At 71.6% G+C, this 18,288-nt stretch carries 11 protein-coding genes, 4 tRNA genes and 2 pseudogenes; 10 read left to right on the forward strand and 7 right to left on the reverse strand.

Features of this window, described 5'->3' with window-relative positions; genetic code table 11:
• A pseudogene (locus AOK09_RS08395) lies at positions 1-1,231 on the forward strand (hypothetical protein); the annotation flags it as partial.
• A gap of 55 nt (positions 1,232-1,286) precedes the next feature.
• Here AOK09_RS08395 and AOK09_RS08400 read toward each other — a convergent pair.
• The gene (locus AOK09_RS08400; RefSeq protein ID WP_055586491.1) at positions 1,287-2,135 is read right to left on the reverse strand and encodes an MOSC domain-containing protein; all 849 of its coding nucleotides are present in this window, start codon (positions 2,133-2,135) and stop codon (positions 1,287-1,289) included.
• 85 nt (positions 2,136-2,220) lie between these two features.
• On the opposite strand from AOK09_RS08400, the gene AOK09_RS08405 reads away from it, so the two are divergent.
• The 5 genes and pseudogenes from AOK09_RS08405 to AOK09_RS08425 all read left to right on the forward strand — a co-directional run.
• Entirely contained in the window at positions 2,221-3,975 is a 1,755-nt protein-coding gene (locus tag AOK09_RS08405) for an NlpC/P60 family protein (RefSeq protein ID WP_055586492.1), read from the forward strand.
• A gap of 53 nt (positions 3,976-4,028) precedes the next feature.
• Entirely contained in the window at positions 4,029-4,526 is a 498-nt protein-coding gene (locus AOK09_RS08410; RefSeq protein WP_157875833.1) for a hypothetical protein, read from the forward strand.
• Positions 4,527-4,876: 350 nt separating this feature from the next.
• The gene (locus tag AOK09_RS08415; RefSeq protein ID WP_245687184.1) at positions 4,877-6,151 is read left to right on the forward strand and encodes a multicopper oxidase family protein; all 1,275 of its coding nucleotides are present in this window, start codon (positions 4,877-4,879) and stop codon (positions 6,149-6,151) included.
• A 311-nt stretch (positions 6,152-6,462) separates the two neighbouring features.
• Positions 6,463-6,960 carry a DUF1877 family protein gene (locus AOK09_RS08420; RefSeq protein WP_055586495.1) on the forward strand — a complete coding sequence of 166 codons (498 nt, stop codon included), beginning with the start codon at positions 6,463-6,465 and terminating at the stop codon, positions 6,958-6,960.
• Between the two features lie 211 nt (positions 6,961-7,171).
• A pseudogene (locus tag AOK09_RS08425) lies at positions 7,172-7,438 on the forward strand (tyrosine-type recombinase/integrase); the annotation flags it as partial.
• An 88-nt stretch (positions 7,439-7,526) separates the two neighbouring features.
• On the opposite strand, the gene AOK09_RS08430 reads toward AOK09_RS08425, so the two are convergent.
• From AOK09_RS08430 to AOK09_RS08450, 5 genes are all read right to left on the reverse strand, one after another.
• Positions 7,527-7,600, reverse strand: a tRNA-Phe gene (locus tag AOK09_RS08430).
• Between the two features lie 36 nt (positions 7,601-7,636).
• Positions 7,637-7,710 (reverse strand) — tRNA-Asp (locus AOK09_RS08435).
• A gap of 37 nt (positions 7,711-7,747) precedes the next feature.
• Positions 7,748-7,820 (reverse strand) — tRNA-Glu (locus tag AOK09_RS08440).
• Positions 7,821-7,925: 105 nt separating this feature from the next.
• A complete protein-coding gene (locus AOK09_RS08445; protein WP_055586502.1) occupies positions 7,926-9,500 on the reverse strand; it encodes a metallophosphoesterase family protein in 1,575 nt (524 codons plus the stop codon).
• A gap of 83 nt (positions 9,501-9,583) precedes the next feature.
• The gene (locus tag AOK09_RS08450) at positions 9,584-9,925 is read right to left on the reverse strand and encodes a metallopeptidase family protein (RefSeq protein ID WP_055586497.1); all 342 of its coding nucleotides are present in this window, start codon (positions 9,923-9,925) and stop codon (positions 9,584-9,586) included.
• A 1,203-nt stretch (positions 9,926-11,128) separates the two neighbouring features.
• On the opposite strand from AOK09_RS08450, the gene AOK09_RS08455 reads away from it, so the two are divergent.
• Both AOK09_RS08455 and AOK09_RS08460 read left to right on the forward strand, forming a co-directional pair.
• On the forward strand, positions 11,129-13,453 hold the full coding sequence (locus AOK09_RS08455; RefSeq protein WP_055586498.1) for a DEAD/DEAH box helicase: 2,325 nt from the start codon (positions 11,129-11,131) through the stop codon (positions 13,451-13,453).
• A 184-nt stretch (positions 13,454-13,637) separates the two neighbouring features.
• A tRNA-Lys gene (locus AOK09_RS08460) sits at positions 13,638-13,710 on the forward strand.
• Between the two features lie 217 nt (positions 13,711-13,927).
• Here AOK09_RS08460 and AOK09_RS08465 read toward each other — a convergent pair.
• The gene (locus AOK09_RS08465; RefSeq protein ID WP_157875834.1) at positions 13,928-15,451 is read right to left on the reverse strand and encodes a hypothetical protein; all 1,524 of its coding nucleotides are present in this window, start codon (positions 15,449-15,451) and stop codon (positions 13,928-13,930) included.
• Between the two features lie 675 nt (positions 15,452-16,126).
• Between AOK09_RS08465 and AOK09_RS08470 the strand changes: the two genes are divergently transcribed.
• Both AOK09_RS08470 and AOK09_RS08475 read left to right on the forward strand, forming a co-directional pair.
• Positions 16,127-16,954, forward strand: a complete 828-nt coding sequence (locus AOK09_RS08470; protein ID WP_055586500.1) for a class I SAM-dependent methyltransferase — start codon at positions 16,127-16,129, stop codon at positions 16,952-16,954.
• Positions 16,955-17,057: 103 nt separating this feature from the next.
• Positions 17,058-18,173: a Gfo/Idh/MocA family protein gene (locus tag AOK09_RS08475; RefSeq protein ID WP_055586501.1), complete on the forward strand. Its 1,116-nt coding sequence runs from the start codon at positions 17,058-17,060 to the stop codon at positions 18,171-18,173.
• Positions 18,174-18,288: the final 115 nt, after the last annotated feature.

The raw sequence follows: 18,288 nt of genomic DNA on the forward strand, positions 1-18,288 counted from the left end.
CTTCACGGGCAACCGCTCCTCCGGCACCGTGGTGCAGCTGAAGCGGCAGCTCCCGCCGCCGCCCAAGCCCCCCACGCCCACCGGCCTGACCGCCACCCGCACCGACGGCGGCATCCTGCTGCAGTGGAACCCCGTCCCCGCGGACCAGGTCTACCGCTACTACCTGGAGCGCACGACCTACGGCGGCCAGTGCGACCCCAACACCGCCACCTTCTCGTCGGCGACCACCTCCTACCTGGACACCAGCCCGTGGCGCTCGGCCCGTTACTGCCTGCTGGTGAGCAGCCCCCAGGGCGGTCTCAGCGACCAGATCTGGGTCGACGTGCCGGCCCCCGACACCACCCCGCCGCAGGCGCCGGAGGTGCCGACCCTGACGGGCAACGCCGACGGCATCGTCCTGAGCTGGTCCGCCAACGACAGTGACGCGGCCGCCTATGAGATCTGGCGCCGCACCGAGACGGATTCCGACTACGGCAAGGTCGGCGACACCGAGTCCCCCGGCTGGACCGACACCGGCGCACCGGCCGGAGTCCCCTCCTGCTACCGCACGGTGGCCGTCGACGCGGCGGGGAACCGCTCCGACTTCTCCGAGGACACCTGCGCGGTGCGCCCGTACCCCGAGGGCACCGTGCGTCCCGACCGCCCCACGGGTGTGACGGCCGCTCAGGACGGTGTCAACGCGGTGCTGTCCTGGCAGCCGGCCGCCGGGGCCACCGGCTACCTGGTCTACCGGTACTGGAGCGACGACGCCCACCCCGGCGTCCGGGTCCAGGACACCCCGGTGACGGGCACCACGGTGACCGACACCGCAGCGCCCGACATCTTCTCCAACACCTACTACGCAGTGGTGGCGGTGGACGCCGACGGGGTGCGCTCCCCGGCGGCGGTGATCCCGTGGATGGGCGACAGCGGCTACGGCGCCTCCATGAAGCTGTCCGCGAGCGGTTCCACGGCCGGGGTGCAGCTCTCCTGGAAGTGGTCCTGCCAGAGCGACTGGTGCCCGGCGCCCACGTCGGTCGCGATCCAGCGCTGGAACCCCGACACCCAGGTGTGGGACGAGCTGACCTCGACCCTCCCCGGCACCGCGACGACCTACCTGGACACCGCCGCACCGGCCGGGACCACCTCCTACTACCAGGTGCAGGTCTACGGCACCGACGGTGACATGCCGAGCCAGCTCGGCTACGGCGCCGTCCCCGGCACCCGGCCGGCGGCGGACCCCGCCGGCTGACACCCACCGCCGACCGCCCCGCCCACCCGTCGGACGACGGGTGGGCGGGGCGTCGTCATTCCGGCCGGACGGTCTCGCACCGGTCGCCCACGCGGACCGTGCCGGGTTCCAGGACCTCCAGGTAGACGCCGACGCACGACAGACGGCCGAGGTCGAGGACGGGTATCCGGTGCTCCCGGGCGACCGCGCGCATGATGCCGGGGTCGGCCGGCAGCTCGTCGTGGCCGAGGGTTGGGACCACGCACCGCGGGGTGGGCAGTACGGCCCGGAACAGGGCCTCACCGATGCGCAGCCGGGCGCCGATCCAGGCGTCCTCGGGGAACCCCGGCTCGCCGGGGGTGTCGACGACCAGGTTGGGGCGGAAGCGGCGCGGGTCGAAATCCCCCGCGGGGTGGGCGGACCGCAGCCGCGCCAGGGCGGAGGTCGTGACGAGGTGGACGGTCCCGAAGTCGAGGAAGGTCCCGGGCGCGACCCGGCCGGAGGTGACGGCCACCCCGGTCGCGTCGACGGCCGCGGTGCCCCGCAGGGCGTCCGGTACTCCGCCTTCGTACTCGGGCACGGCCCGCTCCAGGGTGCCGCCCTCCTCCGGCGGGGTGTCGGACAGGACCACCGGACGGCCCAGCAGCCGGGAGAGGCGTACGTCAAGGCCGGGATCACCGGCGGGCAGACGGGTGCCGTCCGGCAGCTCGACCGTGACGGTGCCGCCGCCGGTGAGGCCGCCGCGGCAGCCGAGCAGCGGGCCCCACTTGCGGGGGTGTTTGGCGCTGCCGACCGCGCCCTCACCGTCGAGCACAGCCGCCACCCGGTCGCCCCGCAGTCCGCGCCCGGTGACCGCCACGCTGGTCAGGTCCTCCCCGAGCATGGACTTCACCGGGTATCGCCGCAGTGTGATCACAGTTCCCATGAACCATCATCTTCCCTGCCGGGAGAAGGACTTGGGATGGGAAGGCCGAGCGGGCGGCACAAAAGGCATACAGCATGATGTGCACATGGTTCATGCTTCCCGGCGCACCCTGCTGGCCGCCCTCGCGGCCTCCGTCCCGCTCAGTGGTCTGGTCAGCACCACAGCGCGCGCCACCGACGCGGCCACGACGCCCGCGCCCGTGGAGCCCCTCGCGCCCTCCAACGGCCAGGCGCCGTTCCTCTCCTCGGTGACGCTGTCCCCGCTGGACGCCTCCTACTTCACCCCGGTGACCCTCAGCACTCCGCTCACCGTGACCGTGCTGCCGGGCACCCCGGCCCGTACCGAGGTCACCTCCGGAGGCGTCCGCGTCGCCCTGCTGACCCACGGTGCGCGGAGCGTCGTCCTGCCGGGACCGCAGCGTACGTTCACCGAGAACAAGCGGCCCTTCGTGGACGACTTCCAGCGCACTCTGCCGGACCTGTCGCTGCCGGCCGGGAGCCGTGAGTACTGGGGTGCCTCCCCGGGCGGCGGCAGCTGGTCCACGCTCGGCCCCGCCGACACCGACTTCTCGGTGGTGCCGGGCGCCGGCGTCATCACCCTGACCACCGACTACGCCAGCCGCCACGCCACCCTGCGCGACGACGGGATCACCGACGTCGACGTGCGCTCCGTGGCCCGGTTCGACAAGGTGCCCACCGGCCAGGCGTGCTCCTACGCACTGTCCTTCGGCTACCAGGACACCCACAACAACTACCGCGCCCGGCTCTCCTTCCTCACCACGGGCGCGGTCGAACTGCGCGTCGAGAAGGAGGTCGCCGACACCGTCACCCAGCTGGCGCCGGCCCAGACCCTCGCCACCGGGGTGCCGGCAGGCACCGACTGGACCATCCGGGTACGCCGCGAGGGCCCCCGCATCAGGACCAGGGCGTGGCCCTCGGGCTCCGCGGAACCGTCCACCTGGGCCGTCGACGTCACCGACTCCACCTTCACCAAGGGCCGGGTGGGCCTGCGCGCCCTGGCCAACAGCGGCTGCACCAACCTGCCGGTCCGGCTGACCGTCAGCCGCTTCGAGGTGGACGCCGCCAACTGGGACGTCCCGCCGAGCGTCACCCACGGCGACTGGGTACGGGTGCTGCCCCAGCCCTTCGACGGCACCTGGACCGGCGAGGTGGAGCAGACCGTCCGCGGCTGGGCCGGTTCCACCGCGCCGGACGTGCTCGCCCATGCGGCGATGTTCCTCGGCGGCGCACCGGCCGTGACCGCCGGCTCCGGGCCGGCCCAGGGCAGGCAGGTGCTGGGCCGGGCGGGATACGGCTACCTGGACCCCCAGGGCTACCGCTACGAGGGCGCCGACTTCCACGAGTACATGGGCATCGGCTGGACCTTCGACGACGGCATCCACACCGGGCCGTCGAGCAAGCAGGTCGGCAACCTCGACTGCTCGGGCTTCACACGGATGGTGTTCGGCTACCACATGGGAGTGCCGCTGGCCGCGGGCCAGGACACCTCGGGGCTGCGGATCCCCCGCCAGTCCAGGGACATGGTCGACCACGCGCCCGGGGTGCGGATCGACCGGACCGACGGCACCAACCCGCCCGCCGCGGCGCTGCTCCAGCCGGGCGACCTGGTGCTGTTCAACGCCGACTCCGGCGACGACAACCCCACGCTCACCATCGACCACGTGGGCATCCATCTGGGCGTGGACGCCGCCGGCGAACGCCGCTTCCTCTCCAGCCGCAAGACCGTCAACGGCCCCACCATGAGCGACCTCGGCGGCGCCTCCCTGCTGGACGGCACGGGCACCTACGCCACAAAGCTCCACACGGTGCACCGCATCTGACACCGGGACGGCGGCGCGGCGTGCTGTCAGTGGTGCCCTCTACCGTGCTCGCCGTGACGCACCCCGTGAAGTGGACGGACGACGAGATCATCGCCAGGATCCGCGAGTTCGCTCAGGCCAACGAGCTTCCGCCGCCTGCGCCTGCCGAGGCAGCCGACGAGCTTGAGGCTTGTCTCGGGCATCCCATGCCGACGCTGCTCCGCAGGATCTACTGCGAGGTCGCAAACGGAGGTTTCGGCGTCGACGGTGAGGTCGTGGCGCTCGTCGACACCGGAGGTCCCTGGTACAGCGACGAGGAGTCCCTCGCCGACATCTGCCTTCGAGGGCCGAATGGGCCCGAAGAGCAGGCCATCGACCCTCCCCACGTCATGCCGCTGGTCACCCTCGGGTGCGCGATCTGGTGGTTCGTCGACCTCCGCAGCCCACACGGCCGGATGTGGGGCTGGGACCCGATCGTGACGTGCCCGCATCCGGGTGGCAGCGGCAGCGTTGGCGTACTCCGCGAGGCCGGCCGCCGGCGCGCTTTTGCGCCTTCTCCTGCGTGGGAGTGAGGGACGTGGTGGTCCGTGTGGGCCTTCCGGAATGCGGGGGGAGGGCTGGGCGGTAGGCGGAGGTACGGGTCTGTGCACGCGGCCGGTCCCCGGCCTGATCAGCCGCCCCCGGATGCGGTGAGCGCCCGGCCGGGATCCAATGATCAGGGCAACGACCAGTCCGGCGCATGTCTGGAGACAGCCTGATGCCGCCCCAACCGACTCCGGCCCGCCTCGGCGGTCTTCTGATACTCGTGTCGGCCACCGCTTTGTCTGGCTGCAGTGCCGATCATCTCTCTGTCCCCGCCGCCGCAAAGGGCCTTCCCGCGCAGACGTCTCCGCAGGGGGCGCTATTGCAGGATCCTCCCGAGGTGGTGAGTCGCAACGGTGTGCTGCGGACCCGGATCGTCGTTGAGCGGCGAAAGGTGAACGTGGCCGGCCGCATGTTGTGGGCACTCACCTACAACGGCCGGTATATGCCGCCCACGCTGCGGGTACGCCCGGGCGACCAGGTGGAGGCCGATCTTGTGAACAAGGTGCAGCCCTACACCAACCTGCACTGGCACGGGCTGCATGTGTCACCGGCCCCTCACGCGGACAATGTCCTGATCAAGATCCCCGCCGGTCGCACCTATCACTACTCCTTCCGGTTCACCAAGAACCTCAAGCCAGGCACCTACTGGTACCACTCGCACGCGGATCCGATCTCCGCTCCCCAGGTCGCCGGCGGGATGGCGGGGATCATCATCGTGGACGGACAGCGGCAGTACCTGCCGCCCGCCCTGAAGAACATCACCGAGCACGTCATCGGGCTCAAGGACTTCCAGGTCCAGGGCGACTCGATCAAGACCAAGGACCTGCACATCAGCGCCCCCACCAACCGCACGGTGAACGGTCAGCTCAACCCGACCATCAGGATCCGGCCCGGCGAGACCCAGCTGTGGCGGCTGGCCAACATCAGCGCCAACATCTACTACCGGCTCCGGCTGCGCGGACAGCAGTTCCGGGTGATCGGCCAGGACGGGTTCCCGGTCGACCACCCCTACACCGCCGACACGCTACTGCTGGCCGCCGCCGCACGCTTCGATGTCCTGGTCACCGGCGGCCCGGCCGGCCGAACGGTTCTGGAAACGCTCCCGTACAACACAGGGCCGGCGGGGAACCAGTTTCCCCAAGTGAACCTGGCTGCGGTGGTCTCCGCGGGCACGCCGGTCCCGGCGGTGGCACTTCCTTCGACCTTCGCCCCGCCGGAGGAGGACCTGGCCGACGTCCCGGTCGATGTCCACCGCACGATCGTGTTCTCCGAGAACACGGCCGGGACCAAGTACTTCATCAACGGCAAGCAGTTCGACCCGAAACGGGTGGACATCAGGTCGAAGCTCAACACCGTCGAGGAGTGGACGGTGCGCAACGACACCGGCGAGGAGCACTCCTTCCACGTCCACACCAACCACTTCCAGTTGATGAGTATCAACGGCCGACCTCAACACTTCTACGGTCGGCAGGACACCGTCAGCGTTCCCGCCAACGGCACCATCGTGGTCCGTCTCCGCCCCACCGACTTCACCGGAAAGACGGTGTTCCACTGCCACATCCTCAATCACGAGGACGCCGGCATGATGGCCGTCCAGGAGATCGTCAAGTGACCTCCCCGGGGTGGGGCGGCCCCACCCCGGCAAGGACACCCACGCTCGACCTCGCCAATAACCCGACTGCCACGTAGGCCCCTGGCTGACCGCAACGACCCTGATGCGACGTCGCTCGCTGCGTCAGCCACGTGCAGGAGCACTGCTGAAAGGTGCCTTGATGAGGGAAGACCCCTTCGTTTGCCCAGGGAGGGTGTCCTGGCAGAGCCGGGCATCGCGGCGTTGACGGGCATCGTGCCGTCAGTGTCGTCGAGTAGGTTCTCTCCGTTCGGCCCGACAGGTGGGCCGCGGAACTGGGAGGACTCGTCGCCGTGAGCATCCACATGCACCTGCGCGCCGTCGCGGAATCCGAGATCCGGGACGACCACACCTGGCTTGCAGCGTTCATGTGGGAGGCTTGGGAGAACCACCCCGACGAGTACGCAGCGGGCATCGCCGTGTCGATCGACAAGGTCTGGGGCTCCGTCAACGACCTCCATGCCGGCGCCGATGCCCTCAATGCGGATGCCGACGACTCTTGGGAGCTGCCGATTTACGGCGGGCGGCCAGTGGCGCACAGCGCCGATGCTGACCCCTCCAACCCGCCCCTGGGGATTCTGGAGCCGCCTGGGGTGTCACAGGCAGCAGGCTTCCTCGCGCGTGTCTCGTTCGACGAGCTGTGGAACGTCGCCGGCGCCAAGCTCGTCTGGGCCGGCCGGGACGAGGCGCAGGTCAGACAGGAGTTCCTCGATCATCACAGGGGCCTCCAAGCGTTTTATGGGCGGGCGGCTGCAGCAGGCCACGCCGTGGTCAGGGCGGTGTGGGCCTGAGACCTGGTCGCGTGCCGGTCACAGCCATTCGTTTCTGGCGGCGACCAGCAATGTCGCTTCGTAGCGGACAGCAAGTCTGTCGTATCGCGTCGCGACGGCCCGGTGCCTGGTCGAGAAGCCCCCGAGCGACTTTCGACTCCAGGTGGTCCAGCCCGCGGCGAGCAGCCAGGACGCGGCCCGGGTGACCAGGGTCCGGCCAATCATCCGCCGGTGGACGGGCCGCGTTGGCACGGCGATCGAGCCGGACAACCTCCGGAGGAGCTGGTACCCGCTCCGGGACCGGCTCGGCCTCACCCTCCGGTTCCACGATCTCCGGCACACCTGCGTCACCCTGCTGCTGGACCTCGGGGTGCCGCCGCACATCGTGCGGCAGATCGCCGGTCACAGCGACATCGGGGTGACCATGAAGGTCTACGCCCACGCCTCGCTGGATGAGCAGCGGAAGGCCCTCGGCTCGCTCAGCGACCGGCTCGCCTGATCCATTGGCGTACGGGTTGGTGCACCAGGCATGAAAACAGCCCCGGGGAGTGATCTCTCCGGGGCTGATCTGCCTATTCAGGCGCTTGTGGCCAGGGCCGGGGTCGAACCGGCGACCTTCCGCTTTTCAGGCGGACGCTCGTACCAACTGAGCTACCTGGCCGTACTGCTTTGCTGCATCCCCAGGGTAGGGGATGAGCGATCCCGACGGGACTTGAACCCGCGACCTCCACCTTGACAGGGTGGCGAGCTAACCAACTGCTCCACGGGACCTCGTGACGCAGATGGGCTCTGCGCGTGGGTACTGCGGTGCCCCCAACGGGATTCGAACCCGTGCTACCGCCTTGAAAGGGCGGCGTCCTGGGCCACTAGACGATGAGGGCTTTATGGCCCGTCCGGCTTCCTTGCGGTCGTCGGGGACGTCGAGAAGCATATGGGATGCCGGGCGGGAACGCCAAAACGGTTTGCGGCCTGTCGGCGGCCGGTGGTCAGGGCGGGGGCGCAAGGCTCACCCGAGGGCTCACCCGGGGGCTCACCTGCGGAGTCGTCGCCGGGGCCGGGGTGGGCGGTGTGGTCAGGGATTCGTCGGCCAGATGGCGGTCGATCTGGGCTGTGGTGCGGCCCAGGCCGCCGAGGGTGATGTCGTCCCAGGCCTGCAGCCGGTGGGTCACCCGGTCGAAGTAGAGGACGGAGAGGGCGACCGGGGTCGGCGGATTGCTCTCCAGGGCGCGCAGCCCCGAGCCGCCGGTGGAGCCCTGGACGAAGAGCCGGGTGCCGTGGTCCAGCATCCGGGTGGCGCGGACATGGGTGTGGCCGGCGAGCACCAGGGGGACCGTGCCGTCCAGCTGCACCGCGGCGGTGGGCTCATGGACGGCGGCGATGTCCGGGGGCGGCCGGGTCGCGGTGATCCTGGAGGCGAAGGCCTGGCCCATCGCCCGTTCGGCGTCCTCACCGCCGACCTGCACCGAGCGGTCCGGGGTGAACTGCGGATCCCCCCAGCCGGCGATCCGCAGCCCGGCGACGGTGACGGTGCGGCCCTGGTCCAGCACCACGGCGTGCTTCTGCTTCGCGACCGCGGCCTGGCTGGCCGCCGAGTCGTGGTTGCCGCGGACGTAGACATAGGGGGCGCCGAGGGACGGGATGTCGTCGGTGAAGGCGTTCTCGGCGACGCTGCCGTGGTCCATCAGGTCGCCGGTGTCGACGACCGCGTCGATCTTGTAGTCGGCGACCACCGAGCGGATCAGGTCCCAGGCGGTCGGGTTGAGGTGGATGTCCGAGACGTGCAGCACCCGTACGGTGCCGGGGTCCGGGTTGTAGGCGGGGAGGGTGGTCGCGGTGTCGTAGAGCCGGGTGACGTTGGTGACCAGCTTGGCCAGCTCCTGGCGGTACACGTCGAAGTCGCTGACGATGGATCGGGCGTTGCCGACGACCTGCGGCGCACCGGACAGCAGGCCGGTGAAGTGCGGTTCCAGCACTGACTTGGGGTTCCAGCTGAGGGCAGCCCCGCCGAAGGTCGCGGCCAGCAGTCCGAGCGAGGTGCCGGCTGCGGCCAGTGCCCGGCCGGGGCGGCGGTAGACCACCAGGCCGGTCGCGCAGGCGCCGACGGCGACCGCGGCGGTGGCGCGCAGGCCCAGGTCGAGCATGCCGTGCTGGACCCCGGTGACCACGTCGTTCTGCAGTCCGGCGAGGCGGGTGGGGTCCTTGGCGATGGCCCGGGCGGCGTCGGGGTTGAGCCGCCGTACGTCGACGTCCAGCCGCAGCGGTGCACGATGGGTGTCCAGTTCCAGGGAGCCCAGCGGGGCGACGTCCACCCGGCTGCCGCCGTGCAGGTCGGGGTGGAGGGACATCCGGGTGTCCATGGGGCCGACCCGGGCGGGGGCGCTGCCGATCGCCATCAGGCCGAGCCAGCCGCCGGCCAGGGCCACCAGCGCCAGCAGGGCGGCCTGCCGGAGTCCCGCGGGCGGTCTGGGCAGTCGTCGCCGTCCCGGGGGACGGTGGGTCCTTCGGGCCGGGCGCGCTCCGCGGAACATGGCGCGCGTGCGGTTGCGTAGGTCTGCGGCCATGGTGGGGAGCATGCCCGGAGGGTACGTCCGGCATACGGGCCGTCCGGAAGAACCGCACCGGGCGGCTGAGGGGCCGACAGGTCCTATCCCCAGCCGAGCTGGTGGAGGCGCTCGTCGGCGATACCGAAGTGGTGGCCGACCTCGTGGACGACGGTGGTGCGGACCTCGTCCACCACCTGCTCGCGGGTCTCGCACATCCGCAGGGTGGGTCCCATGTAGACGGTGATGCGGTCGGGCAGCACCCCGGCGTACCACTCGCCCCGCTCGGTGAGCGGGGTCCCCTCGTAGAGCCCCAGCAGCTCCGGGTCCCCGGGGGCGGGCTCGTCCTCGACGAAGACGGCGACGTTGTCCATCAGCTGCGCCAGCTCGGCGGGGATGCGGTCGAGGGCGTCGCCGACCAGGGCCTCGAACTCGTCTCGGGTCATCTCCACCGGGCCATTGTCGGTCCACAGGCTGTGGACGGAACAGCTCCGCGGCGGACGAGGCGCGCCCGCCGCAGCCGGGTCCGCAGCGCGTCCCCACCGCGAGGGGAGCGGCCCGGGAGCCGCCGCCCACTCGGACGCAGCGGCCGTGTCCTCCCGGTCGGCCGCGCGTTGGGCACCCGTAGTGGCCGCGCGCGGCGGGCGGCCGGGGGCGGGGCGTACGAGAGGTGTGCTGTGAGAGCGGTCAGTTCTGTGACTTCCGGGCCCGGGGCGGCGTCGGCGGGTGCGGCGCATCCCCCCGGCGGGTGCCGGGGCCGTCTGCTGCGACGGGTGGCTGTGACGGCCGCCGCCGGGGCGCTCGCGGTCGTGGCACTGAGTGGCTGCATGGACGTGAGCAGTGCGCCCCCCTCGCAGGACTCGCGGTCCGGTGGGCAGGCCGGCCCCGGTGAGCAGCAGGTCCAGGGTGGATGGGGCGGCGGTGCGGCACCCGGGCGGGGTACGCGCCCGGTTCCCGCCGGGTCCAGGGGCCCGGGGGCGGTGGACGTCTCCGCCGGCCCGTCGGGCACGGCCGGGCCCTCGCCGACGCCGGGTGCGCCGGCCAAGCCGGCAGGGAGTGCCTCCGCGCACCCGGCGCCCAGCGGCCGGGGCAGCGCCGGTCCGGGTGCCACCGCCGGTGCGGGGGCCACTGCCGGCAGCGGAGGCGGTGGCACCGGCGGGCACCCGGGAGCGGGCGGCGGCAGCGCGGGGGCGACCGGGGGCGCCTCTCCGCAGCCCAGTCCGCAGCCCAGCGGGTCCGCCTCCGGGCCCACCGGGGTGCCGTCCGGTTCGGCGGCCCCGACGTCGACGCCCAGCGGGGAGCCGAGCGCCCCGGCCGCGGGCAGTCCCAAGCCCTGAGGGCGGGCCGCCGTGGGGTCGCGCGGACAGGAAGGGCGGGCTCGCCCGGAATGCCCGGCGACGCGTTACCGTTGGTGGAGAACGATCCCGCGGCGGGCGCCGTGGGCGGTGGTACGCGGACTGCTCCGACGGGGCGATTTGCACTCCGCCGTTCGTGGCGCCTATAGTGGTAGATCGTTTGATTTCATCTGCCCGGCGCCGGTCACATTCCAGGCGCTCTTGGCGCGTTCCGGCGATCCGTGGCTTGACTGCATCGAGGCGGTCTTTGCGAACCCGCGGACTTAGGCGCGTGCCACTTCCGGAAGGTTCTGCATGTCTCTCGTTGACGACGACCGCTTCGCCATGCCCGCGAACGGTTCCGCCGCCGATGCCCCTGCCATCGTCACCCCCGACCTCGACGACCTCCGTGAGCTCGACGACTCCCTCGACACCGTCGAGGAGGCTGCAGCCGAGGAGGCCGCAGCCGAGGAGTCCGAGGAGACCGCCGTCACCTTCGGCGACCTCGGTCTGCACGACGACATCGTCCGCGCCCTTGCAAAGCGCGGCGTCACCACCCCGTTCCCGATCCAGGCCGCGACCATCCCGGACGCGCTGGCCGGCAAGGACGTGCTGGGCCGCGGTCGCACCGGCTCCGGCAAGACCCTGAGCTTCGGCCTGCCGCTGCTCACCCGACTCGCCGAGGGCCGCACCCGGGCCAAGCGCCCCCGTGGCCTGATCCTGGTCCCCACCCGTGAGCTGGCCATGCAGGTCTCCGACGCGCTGGAGCCCTACGGCTCGGTGCTCGGCCTCAACCTCAAGGTGGTCTGCGGCGGTACCTCGATGCCCCGTCAGATCTACGCGCTGGAGCGCGGTGTCGACGTCCTGGTCGCCACCCCGGGCCGACTGCGCGACCTGATCGACCGGGGCGCCGCCACCCTCGACGAGGTGCAGATCGCCGTCCTCGACGAGGCCGACCAGATGGCCGACATGGGCTTCCTGCCCGAGGTCACCGAGATCCTGGACCTGGTCCCGGCCGGCGGTCAGCGGATGCTCTTCTCGGCCACGCTCGAGAACGAGATCGACACCCTGGTCAAGCGCTACCTGCAGAACCCGGTCACCCACGAGGTCGACCCGTCGGCGGGCGCGGTCACCACCATGACCCACCACATCCTCGTGGTGAAGCCCAAGGACAAGGCGCCGATCACCAGCGCCATCGCCGCCCGCAAGGGCCGCACCATCATCTTCGTCCGCACCCAGATGGGCGCCGACCGCGTGGCCGAGCAGCTGCGCGAGTCCGGCGTGCGCGCCGACGCGCTGCACGGCGGTATGACCCAGGGCGCCCGCACCCGGACGCTGGGCGACTTCAAGGACGGTTACGTCAACGTCCTGGTCGCCACCGACGTCGCCGCCCGCGGCATCCACGTCGACGGCATCGACCTGGTGCTCAACGTGGACCCGGCCGGCGACCACAAGGACTACCTGCACCGCTCCGGCCGCACCGCGCGCGCCGGCCGCTCCGGCATCGTGGTCACCCTGGTGCTGCCGCACCAGCGGCGCGGCGTCTTCCGCCTGATGGAGGACGCGGGCGTGGACGCCTCCCGTCACGTCGTGGGCGGCGCCTTCGACGCCGATGTGGCCCGGATCACCGGGGCCCGCTCGCTGATCGAGGTCCAGGCCGAGGGCGCGGCCGGTGCTGCCAAGGCCGCCGAGCGCGAGGTCGCGGACATGACCCGCCACCTGGAGAAGCTGCAGCGCCGCGCAGCGGAGCTGCGGGAGGACGCCGACCGGCTGGCCGCCCGGGTGGCGCGTGAGCGCGCCGAGCTGGGCCTGGAGGAGGAGCCGGCGGAGGCCGACTCCGCCACCGAGCCCGCTGCCGCCGCCGAGGCGGCTCCGGCTCCCGCCGCGGAGGCCGCCGAGCCCCAGGACGACGACAGCCGGACCGGCTCCCGTCCGTCGTACCGGGAGCAGCGCAGCGAGCGCCCGGCGTTCAACCGCGACCGTGGTGGGGACCGTCCGTTCAACCGCGACCGTGACCGTGACGACCGTGGTGGTCGTTCGTTCGAGCGTCGTGACGACCGCGGTGGCTTCAACCGCGACCGTGGTGGCGACCGTCCGTTCAACCGTGACCGGGACCGTGACGACCGTGGTGGTCGTTCGTTCGAGCGTCGTGACGACCGCGGTGGCTTCAACCGTGACCGTGGTGGGGACCGTCCGGCCCGTTCCTTCGACCGCCCCTACGGCGGCGACCGGGACCGTGACGACCGTGGTGGTCGTTCGTTCGAGCGTCGTGACGACCGCGGTGGCTTCAACCGTGACCGTGGTGGGGACCGTCCGGCCCGTTCCTTCGACCGCCCCTACGGCGGCGACCGTGACCGTGACGACCGTGGTGGTCGTTCGTTCGAGCGTCGTGACGACCGCGGTGGCTTCAACCGTGACCGTGGTGGGGACCGTCCGGCCCGTTCCTTCGACCGCCCCTACGGCGGCGACCGTGACCGCGGCACCAGCCGTCCGTTCGCCCGTCGTGACGACCACCGCTCCGGCGGCACCCGCGACCACGGTGGCAGCCGCGACCACGGCGGCAGCCGCGGTTTCGAGCGCCGGGACAACGGCGGCGGCTTCGGCGGCGACCGCAAGCCGCGCTGGAAGCGCAACGGCTGACCTCCTCTGACGGAATCAGCACACCGAGGCCTCGGGCCCGCCCCTCTTCCAGGGGCGGGCCCGAGGCCTTTCCCGTGGCCGCCGAAGCCGCCTGATCTGCCCGATTCCCTGCCCAGCTGCCCTGACCTGCCCCGATGTGATCTGGCGGCATGCAGTGGCACAGGCTGGCATAATGAGGCGCCTCGGGCCGCTAGCTCAATTGGCAGAGCTGCGGACTTTTAATCCGTAGGTTCAGGGTTCGAGCCCCTGGCGGCCCACTCGTACGATCGGCAGACGGTTGAAGGCGGCCCTTCGCGAAGATCGCGGAGGGCCGCTCTGCGTTTCTCATGGGCACCCGACGGCCGGTGGACAGCGGGCACTTGGCGTCATGGCGCCCGAACCGGTCCGGGGAGAGCCTGATCATCCGCAACGGCGGCCGGTGAGGCTCGGCGGCCCCGGGCAGGACCCTGCGCCGGGGCCGCCTGTTGCGGTGCGTCAGCGGACGTCGACGTAGTCCTTGCCGCTGGAGGCGTTGACATGGCTGCTGTCGGGCGTGGTCCAGACGGCCACCCAGTAGCCGTCCTGGCGGGCTGTGAACCGCTTGCTGAAGCGCCCCTGCGAGTCGGTGGTGCCGTACCCCATGGATGTGTACTTCTTGCTGCCCCTGGCCAGGAAGAGGTAGTGGACGTGCTGCTGGCCGAAGGAGCTCCAACTGCTGGAGGTCAGCTTCTGCAGGGTGCCGCTGACGGTGATCGCCTGCCCCTTGCGGACCGGCTCGGGGGAGGCGTTGAAGCCGGTCACACGGGTGTCGTAGCGGGCGTGGTGCACCGTGCGGCTGTAGGCGGGCCGGTAGCCGGCGCTGCCCGGGTAGTACAGCCGCCAGTAGCCCTTTGGATCGGCCTCGTAGCGGTTCACCGAGAAGGAGCCGTTGCCGCCGGCGGTGAACCAGCCGTCGGTCTTCCAGCCGGTCCTGCCGTCGGCCGACTTCTGGATGTACACCCTGCGGTCGGCGGGCGGTCTGTGGTTGCTGCTGGACATGGTGCCGCTCAGGTGCAGTTCGGCGTCCTGGTCGAGGGAACTGCTGCGCAGGTCCAGCGTGACCGCGTTGTTCACGTCCACCCGGAACGAGGCCCTGGTGGGCTTCAGGTACGCGTAGCCGTCAGTGGAACTGTCCAAGGAGACGGACCGGATGCCGTCGTCGTACGCGGCCCGCGGGGAGGTGGCGGTGAAGCGGCCGTCGGAGCCCGCCCTGACGACCGTGCCGTCGAGCGAGACCTGGGCGTAGGGAATCGGCCTCCAGAGGCCCTCGCAGTAGTACTCGGCGACACCGCTGACGGAGGCCTTGGCGCCGGCCGCGAGGCTGACGGCGGTGCGGTCCAGCCGGATGCGGGACGGGGAGATCTCGCCCGGCGGGATGGTGAACTGGTCGACGACGCCGGTGCCGCCGTCTCCGTCGTAGTCGATCCTGACGGAGGTGCCCGAACCGTCGGCGGCCAGGGGCGGCCACCAGATCGGGAACGCGTACGTGCCGTCGGGAATGTCCTCTGCCGCGTAGGTGGAGCCGTTGACGGCGACGCCGATGAAGAGGGAGTTCAGCTCCAACTTGTCGGAGAAGAGGCCGGTGGCCGGGTCGAAGACGTCAAGCTTGCCTCTCACCCAGACCGTGTGGTGCAGGTAGTTCACGATCGTGGGCGCGTCGGTCGTGTGGGAGAGCACGCGGGTGCGCTTCCGGTAGTCCAGGGCCGAGGGCACGTACACGTTGGTGGAGTCGCCGTCGTTGTCCACCACGGTGACGTCTACGTCGTACGTCCCGTACGCGTACCCGAAGTCCGTTTCTTTCTCCAGCACGATGCGACCCGACTGCCAGACACCGTCCTCCTGTTGGGTGAAGGTGGTGATCTGATCGAGCCACGGATCGGACTCGACATAGCGGTGGACCTGGGCGGTGACGCTCCTGATGGCCGAGTCGGAGGATGCGGCGACCCGGAGCAGGCCGCCGTCCCCTTCCGCCGTGGTCACGCTCTGGACGGTGGGCCGGACGGGGACGGGTGTCTCCGACGGCGGGTCGGACGGAGTCTCTCCGGCCGTGGGCGGTGCAAAGGCCGCGGGCTCGTCGGCGTGGGCGAGCGTCGGGCCACTGACCAGGGCGGCGGTCAGCACTGCAGAGACCGCAGCGGAGAGTGCGGTGGCGCGTCTCAAGGTCCCCCCGGGAATGAGAAAAAGGCGTATGACGCCGTGCGTGTGTGACACGTGAAAGCTGTGAACGAACGTGCGGAAGGCTAGCCCTGGAGTGCCGTGCGAGCGACCGGAATCCGCAGGTCGAGAACCGGGGAAGTCCGTCAGGTCCGGCGATGTGCTGCTTTGTGTACCTGCCGGATCTGTCATTCGCGCCTCTGTGAGCGGCTTGTAAGACAGTTCGCAAGCCGAGACGCATGACTGACTGACCGTCAGTGCTGTGCGGTTCCGAAGTGGGCCTGCGGATTCAGACGCTCGATCCTCGAGCCGGTTCGAAGGGCTACCGTCGCTGGTTCGAGCACGCGCTGATCTCCCGGCTCGCCCGGCGCTCAGGTGCCGTGGTCACCGTCCTGCGCCTCCGTGAGGGGCGCCGAGCCCCCCGGCCCGTCCCCGCACCGTCCGGCCCCGGCCGGGCCCCGGCTAGGGTGGCTGCCCGGACCGAGGGAAGGAGCGGCCGGTATGGCGGAGTGGGACGCGGCGAGGTTCGACGGGTTCGAGCGGGCGGGATGGGCCGGGCGCGCCGACGCCTACGGGGCGGGCTTCGCCCTGCTGACCGCCCACACCGTCGAACCGCTGCTGGACGCGGCCGGGGTACGGGCCGGACTGCGGGTGCTGGACGTGGGCTGCGGTCCCGGCCGGGTCGCGGCGGCCGCGCTGGCCCGCGGCGCCCGGGTGACGGCGGTGGATGCCTCCCCGGAGATGGTGCGTCTGGCCGCCGCGGCCCATCCGGCGCTGGACGCCCAGAAGGGGGTGCTGCCGGACCTGCCCTTCCCCGACGGCTCCTTTGACGCTGTGACCGGCAACTTCGTGGTGAACCACCTGGGCGATCCCGCGGCCGGGATCGCGGAACTGCTGCGGGTGCTGCGCCCCGGCGGGCGGCTGGCGCTGTCCTGCTGGGAGCGGGAGCGCATGCGTGCCACGGCGGTCTTCGGCGAGGCGGTCGCCGCGTCCGGGGTGGCGGTGCCGCCCGATCTGCCCGGGAGCGGGATGTTCCTGCGGGACGCCGAGGACCGTACCGCGGCCTTCCGGGAACTGCTGGCCGCGGCGGGCGCGGCCGGGGCGCTGGTGGTGGAGGAGGCCTGGCGGCACCGGGTCGACCCGGACCGCTGGTGGCGGGATGTGGTCGCGGGTACGCCGCTGACCGGCGCCGTGATCTCGCGGCTGGAGGCGGAGGAGGCCGCGCTGGTGCGGAAGGCCTACGACCGGCTGGTGGCCGGGTTCGCGGTGCCGGGGGGACTGGTGGAGCTCCCGGCGGTGGCGCTGATCGGTTCCGGTACGCGCCCCTGACCGGCCGCCGCCGCCGCGATGCGGCCCGGCGGGGCGCGGACCAGGGACGAAAGGGCTGCTCCGGGCCTTGATGGGGGCTCGACCGGGGGTGTGATAATCCACCATGACCTCAGCTCTGAGTACGACCAAGGCCAGTACGTTCGCGGTGGTCGGCCGCGGGTGGCGCGCGGAGTTCTTCGTCCGCCTGGCCGCCCTGTTGCCCGACCGGCTGACCCTGGTGGGAGCGGTCGTCCGGCGACCGGAGACGGCCGAGGAGCTCGGCCGCCGCTGGAAGGTGCCGGTCTACCTCACGCCGGAGGAGCTGCTGGCCAAGCAGCGCCCCGACTTCGTCATCACCAGCGTGCCCTGGCCGGTCAACCCCGAGGTGGTGGCCACCCTGGCCGAGGCCGGGGTCCGGGTGCTCAGCGAGACCCCGCCGGCGCCGGACGCGGACGGGCTGCGCAGGCTCTGGGACCGGGTGGGGAGCAGCGGCCTGGTCCAGGTCGCCGAGCAGTACCTGCTGATGCCCGGGCATGCCGCCCGCCGGGCGCTGGTGGAGCGCGGAGTGATCGGGCAGCCGACCAGTGTGCAGGTCTCCTCGACGCACATGTACCACGCGGTGTCGATGATGCGCGGTCTGCTGGGGGTCGGCTGCGGCCCGGTGGCCGTGACGGCGTCCCGCTTCCGTGCGCCGCTGGTGGACCCGATCGGCCGGTACGGCTGGACCGGCGACGACACCCCCAAGGAGGCGGCGACCACCATCGCCACCCTGGACTTCGGCGGCGGGGCCTCCGGTCTGTACGACTTCACCGACAACCAGTGGCACAACCAGCTGCGGCTCCGCCGGATCGTGGTCCGCGGCAGCCATGGCGAGCTGGCCGACGACACCGTGGTGCGGCTGGCCGGGGAGCGCACCATCGTCCGGTCGGCCCTGGTGCGTTCGCAGCTCGGCCACGACCTCAACCTCGACGGCCATGACACCGAGCACATCAGCTTCGAGGGCGACGTTCTCTACCGCAACCCCTTCCTGGGGGCGCGGCTGATGGACGAGGAGATCGCCATCGCCTCCATGATGACCGCCACCGGGGCCTGGGCCAGGGACGAGGGCCCGGCGCCCTATCCGCTGGCGGAGGCCTGCCAGGACCATCTGGTCGCGCTGGCGGTGGAGGAGTCGGCGGAGGTGGGCGCCACGGTGCGGACCGGCGCCGAGCCCTGGCACACGGCGAGGCCCGAGGTGTGACGGACGGTCCGGTCTCCCGTTGCAGGGGCGGGACATTGCGCTGACCGGACGGTGAAGGGGGCCCGCCAGTCTGGTGGGTGTCAGGGGGACGGGATGTCGTACAGCAGGAGGGCGG

This window comes from Peterkaempfera griseoplana, assembly GCF_001418575.1.
Lineage (GTDB): Bacteria > Actinomycetota > Actinomycetes > Streptomycetales > Streptomycetaceae > Peterkaempfera > Peterkaempfera griseoplana.